The sequence below is a fragment of the Micromonospora sp. CPCC 206060 genome (assembly GCF_036906895.1).
Classification (GTDB): Bacteria; Actinomycetota; Actinomycetes; order Mycobacteriales; family Micromonosporaceae; genus Micromonospora.
In genome coordinates this window covers 1-4,881 of record NZ_JBAKHU010000147.1, presented here as the reverse complement: position 1 = coordinate 4,881, position 4,881 = coordinate 1, and the positions used below count along the sequence as shown (strand labels likewise).

The window sequence follows — 4,881 nt, the reverse complement described above, 5'->3', positions numbered from 1 at the left end:
CGAATCCCGAACCGTCTTCATCGAACAGCAACTATGAACAGCCGCCCAAATGAAAGACCGAGGTTAGCGGTGACGGGGCGGTTCGACCTGACCGACGTGCAGTGGGCGGTGCTGGAGCCGTTGCTGCCGGTGCCGAAGCGGCCAGGTCGACCGTCGTCATGGAGCAGGCGGCAGTTGATCGACGGGATCCGGTGGCGGATTCGGGTGGGTGCCCCGTGGCGGGATGTGCCACCGCAGTACGGGTCCTGGTCGGCGGTGTATGCCCTGTTCCGGCGCTGGCAGCGCAACGGGACCTGGCAGCAGGTCCTCACCGCGTTGCAGGCCCTCGCCGACGCGGCGGGTCGGATCACCTGGGACGTGTCCGTGGACTCGACCAGCGCCCGCGCCCATCAGCACGCCGCAGGGGCGCGAAAAAGGGGGATCTTCAGGCCGAACCACCCGGTGGAGTCAGTGTCGAGCCGGCTGATCATGCGCTCGGCCGGTCGCGGGGTGGGTTGACCACGAAGCTGCACCTGGCCTGCGAGCAGGGTCAGAAGCCCCTCGCGATGGTGCTGACCGCCGGGCAGCGCGGTGACAGTCCGCAGTTCATCCCGGTCCTGGCCGCCATCCGTGTTCCCCGCCTGGTCACCGGTCGGCCCAGGACCCGTCCGGATCGGGTCCTGGCGGACAAGGCGTACACGTACCGGGCGAACCGCCGCTACCTACGCCGGCGAGGGATCGCCGCGACCATCCCGTCCAAGGCTGACCAGGACGCCAACCGGCGTAGGAAGGGGTCGAAGGGCGGCCGGCCACCGACCTTCGACCCTGAGCGGTAGAAGCAGCGCCACGCCGTGGAGTGCGGGATCAACCGCCTGAAACGCAACCGAGCCGTCGCGACGCGTTTCGACAAACTCGCCGTCCGCTACGAAGCCACCGTTCACATCGCCGCCATCAACGAATGGCTGTAACCGACTTCGACACAGGCCCTAGGTCGGTGCGTTGGCGGTTCCACACTTGGCGGCCGGTGTAGCGGGGGTTGGCCAGGATCGCCGTAACGGTGGTCAGCATCCAGCGTTGGCCGCTGCGGTGCCGGTTACGCGCCGGATCGGCGCCGGACGGGCACGGCACACCGGTGTCGTTGAGGGCGCGGGCGATACTGGCCACGCTGTTGCCGGCCAGCCGTTGTTCGAAGATCCACCTCACCCAGGGTGCGGTGGCCGGGTCGGGTTCCAAGCGGTGCAGGCGGCGTCCCCAGGCGGCGTGGGCGCGGTTCGGATGGGGGACGGCGTCGACGAGTCGGTAGCCGTAGGGTGGCCGGCCGCCGAGATGTCGACCCTGCAGCTCGGCTTGGGCGCGCATGGCGGCGGTGGTGCGGTGCCGGGCTCGGGACACCTCCCGCTGGGAGTGCACACCGAGTAGGTCCAGCAGCGCCAGCTGTCGGGGGTTGTTGAAGTCCACGGGGCCGTAGGTTTCCGGCAGCCATAGCTGCACACCGTGCCCGAACCGCATAGGGGTGAGCTGTTCGAGCTGCTGGCCGTGGAAAGCCCGTTCGTACTCACCCACGACGATCGCGTCGAACCCGCGCGCCGGGTCCGCCACTGCGGCGAGCAGCCGTGCCGCTTGTGGCCGGTCGGGCCAGGCTACCCTGCGGGAGACAGCCTCGTCGAAGAAGTCGGCCACGATCCGACCGCGGCCGGCGATCAGGTCGTCGGCGTAGTTGCGCTGCCAGCGGCACGACGACGCCCGGTCCTGGAAGTCGACGGTGGATTTCCGCCCGTAGAAGGCGAAGCGGATGCCGGGTGGAGGTGATGTCGTCCGGTGCTGCGCCCGTTGGCGGCCTCGCGGGTTCGGCTGCCGTATCCACCAGCCGAGCAGGTCGGGGCCGTGGAGTTCCGGCGCGTATTGCATCAGGACCCTCCCCGGACCCTCCCCACACAACGGGCAACCAGTCATTCGCCCCGATATAGATGGCTAACGAAGTTGCGGTTCGTGGGACTCGGCCACTCGCAACATCTGTTGGCTCAACCGGTGGGGATGGGCCTGACTGGTCGACTGGCGGCTGTGCGGTGACCGTGTCGGTGAGTTGTCGGTGCGCCACCGGCAGTGCCTGACCGGGCGGCAGTGCGGAAGCCGACCGGCAGTTCGGCTTCGACTGGCCGGTACGACACGGAAGACGGAAACCGGCTACGACTCGACCTTCGGAGCCTGCGTCCACGTCTTTTTGGACGAGAAGTAGTTCCTGCTCCTCGACCGGCTGCTAGACGACGCCCAGGTCGTGTAGCAGGTCAAGGACGTCGTGGACATCGGCAACAAGATGATCCACTTCTCGCCGGATCCCATCCCGAACGAGTGGGGGCGATCGACGGTCTACTCACCATGTTGCATGCCGTCGACCCTCTTCCGTGATCGGGCAGCGGTGGAGCCTACCAGTGCTGCCAGCTCGCGGTCGGGGCTGACGTTCGTCGCGTACAAGGGGCTGCAGGGTGTCGTGGCCAGCCGCAGCGACAGTGGGACGAGGTCGGGGCGGGCTGAATCGTCGGTGTAGATCTCGGAGAGCTTGGTGAACTCGTTCATGATCCCGACGACGCTGCGGTTGGCCGTCGTGGTGAATCGGCAGTCCTGCATGTGTTGTAGCTCGTCGGCGGTAAAGGTGCTGGGCACCTGGTGGGCGTCGAGCACCGTTGCGATCTCTGCGGGGACGCGGGCGGGAAGGCTGCGCGCTGGTGCCAGCGGCAGCAGGACCGGTAGTGGGGTCCGCTCGTTGACCAGCAGCGCGAGCCGGGGCCGCCAGAACAGCGCGGTGGCGTACCACGGGCCCAGCAGGGTCGTGTCGTGGTCTCCATCGACAGCCCGAGGCGGGTTGGTGTGATCGAGGAGTTTCTTGGTCGCGCGTACGATCAGCATGGTGCTCTCCAGCCCGTCAGGCGCGGTGGCGGCGGGTCTTCTCGATGACGTCGTGGCCGTCGGCGTTCTGCTGCCGGGGTGCGTAGCCGGCTTTGCGTAGGACGGCCATCGTGTCGGCGGTGTTGGCTTGGCTGGCCAGCACGGTCGGGGCGAGCAGACGCAGGTTGAGCTGGTCCAGCCGTTTGTCGGCGCAGATCTGCGCCAGCAGCGCGGTGTCGTCGCTGACCAGGGTGCTGGCCACGGGCGCGACCCGTACCGATCCGTGTTGGCGGGCGACGTCGGCGAGCAGGTAGACCAGTGGTTGCGGCAGTCCGCCGTCGGCGATTTTCGTCAGGGCGTTGGTCAGGCGCTGCTCGGTCCAGCCTGCGTCGTACGCGCCGCGTACCGTAGCTGGGCTGAAGCGCCAGGTCGTGGCTGTGCCGCGGGACTCGACGACGGCGGTCGCACCGAGGAGTTCAGCTAGCTCCGGGCTCGGTGTTCCCGCCACGACCGCGGTCAGGTCGGCCTGTAGCCTGGCGGTACGGGTGACCTCACCCAGGTCACCGACGGCCTCGGCGATGTCCGTGTCGGCCAGCAGCGCCCGCCCGGCGGGACTGACGGCCCCCGCGCCGAGAGCCCCCAGGGTCGCGGCCTCGTCCAGCAGACCACGCACGGTCGTGGTGCCGCCGAAGGTCAGCGGCTGCCGCCACCATAACCACTGCGCCGCCTCCTCACGTTCCATGGTCGCCCGGCCACCCAACGCCCGCAGCGCGGCCATCCGGGCTCGCGCAGACCAGCTTTGGCGATGCTCCGGAACCCACGGCCCAGTCTGCGACGACGGCAGATAGTCCAGCTCGCGCCATGCCTTCAGCATCACCGCGAGCCGCCGGTCCAGGCCGAGCTTGAGCCAGCGGTCGTACGCGGCCGTCGGGACCACGCGTTCGTCGAGGTCGACCAGCTTGGCCCCATGGGCGACCGCCAGTAGCAGCCGCACGGTCGCAACCGTCACGCCCAGCGTCTTCGCCGTCCGGGTCAGCTCGCGCACGCCCACGCCGCCGGCCTTGACCGTAGCCAGCGGCTCACGCCCAGCCCCGTCCAGCAGTGCCGACAACAGGCCGACCACGGCAATGCCCTGGGCCTGTGCGTCGCGGCGCACTGCCGGGGGAGCCGGTGTATGCCAGGCAACCGGTGGTTCCTGCGGCTGGAACGGAGCCGTGTAGTCCGCTCCTCGCAAGGCGAGCGCGACCTGACCGGCCAGCTGATAGTCCTCCCACGTCACGCGGTAGACCAGCCCGTGCTCCTCGGCCCAGTCCAGCGGATGCACCTGCCGATAGCGGTTCTGATACCGACTCCGGTGGGCGATGCTGCTGCCGCCGTAGCGACGGAGCTCTCCACCGTCGCGGTCAGCCTCCTCCAACACCGTCCGCGTCGCGGCCGGCATCCGCTTGACGAGACCGTGCACGTTCTCCGTGTCGAGGAAGAACTCCGCCACCGCCTCCAGCAGGTCCGCCTTGCGGCCCTTCGAGGGCAACCCCAGGTTGCGCGCCACCACCTTCAGACCATCGACGTTCAACCCGGCGGCGAGCTGCCCAGCCGACGGGCCGACACCCAGCGGACGGGCGAAGACCTCTCGCAGGATGCCGCTCACCGTGAGCCGGCCCCGCAGCCGCGCGACAAGCCCCGCATCGGCGGCGTGCTGCAGGTACGGCGTCGCGTCGGCACCGACCAACGCCGACACCTCCGCCTCGGTGACCAGGCCACCCAGCGCCAGAGCTGCCTCCAATACCTGAAGGGTCGGCAGGTCAAGGCCAGCAAGCTGATCATATGGACTCACGGCGGCGCTCCCAGGACACACGGCGATGTCCTGAATCCAACCGTACGGACCGGATCCGTGTGACGCGACCCGCCAGTCGCCAAACCCTGATCCCGGCGACCTGGCCCGTCGCCGGTGGCCCCTAGCTTGATCTTTAACCTCCGAGGGTTCTGCGGGGACCCTGACCGATCACGGAAACAGCCCTT

At 68.9% G+C, this 4,881-nt stretch carries 3 protein-coding genes and 1 pseudogene; 1 reads left to right on the top strand and 3 read right to left on the bottom strand.

The window, feature by feature from the left end:
* The first annotated feature begins 33 nt into the window (after nt 1-33).
* Nucleotides 34-947 (top strand): annotated as a pseudogene (locus tag V6U90_RS32425) (IS5 family transposase).
* On the opposite strand, the gene V6U90_RS32420 reads toward V6U90_RS32425, so the two are convergent.
* From V6U90_RS32420 to V6U90_RS32410, 3 genes are all read right to left on the bottom strand, one after another.
* On the bottom strand, nt 931-1,887 hold the full coding sequence (locus tag V6U90_RS32420; RefSeq protein WP_334444835.1) for a recombinase family protein: 957 nt from the start codon (nt 1,885-1,887) through the stop codon (nt 931-933). The pseudogene V6U90_RS32425 and the gene V6U90_RS32420 overlap by 17 nt on opposite strands.
* 459 nt (nt 1,888-2,346) lie before the next feature.
* On the bottom strand, nt 2,347-2,883 hold the full coding sequence (locus V6U90_RS32415; protein ID WP_334444833.1) for a DUF6933 domain-containing protein: 537 nt from the start codon (nt 2,881-2,883) through the stop codon (nt 2,347-2,349).
* Nucleotides 2,884-2,899: 16 nt separating this feature from the next.
* Nucleotides 2,900-4,645, bottom strand: coding sequence for a helicase-associated domain-containing protein (locus V6U90_RS32410; protein WP_334444831.1), 1,746 nt, complete (start codon nt 4,643-4,645; stop codon nt 2,900-2,902).
* Nucleotides 4,646-4,881 lie beyond the last annotated feature (236 nt).

What these genes read in the sequence shown, in the direction of transcription:
- V6U90_RS32415 (WP_334444833.1), bottom strand. Translation starts at nt 2,883, where the DNA reads ATGCTGATCGTACGCGCGACCAAGAAACTCCTCGATCACACCAACCCG.
- V6U90_RS32420 (WP_334444835.1), bottom strand. Translation starts at nt 1,887, where the DNA reads ATGCAATACGCGCCGGAACTCCACGGCCCCGACCTGCTCGGCTGGTGG.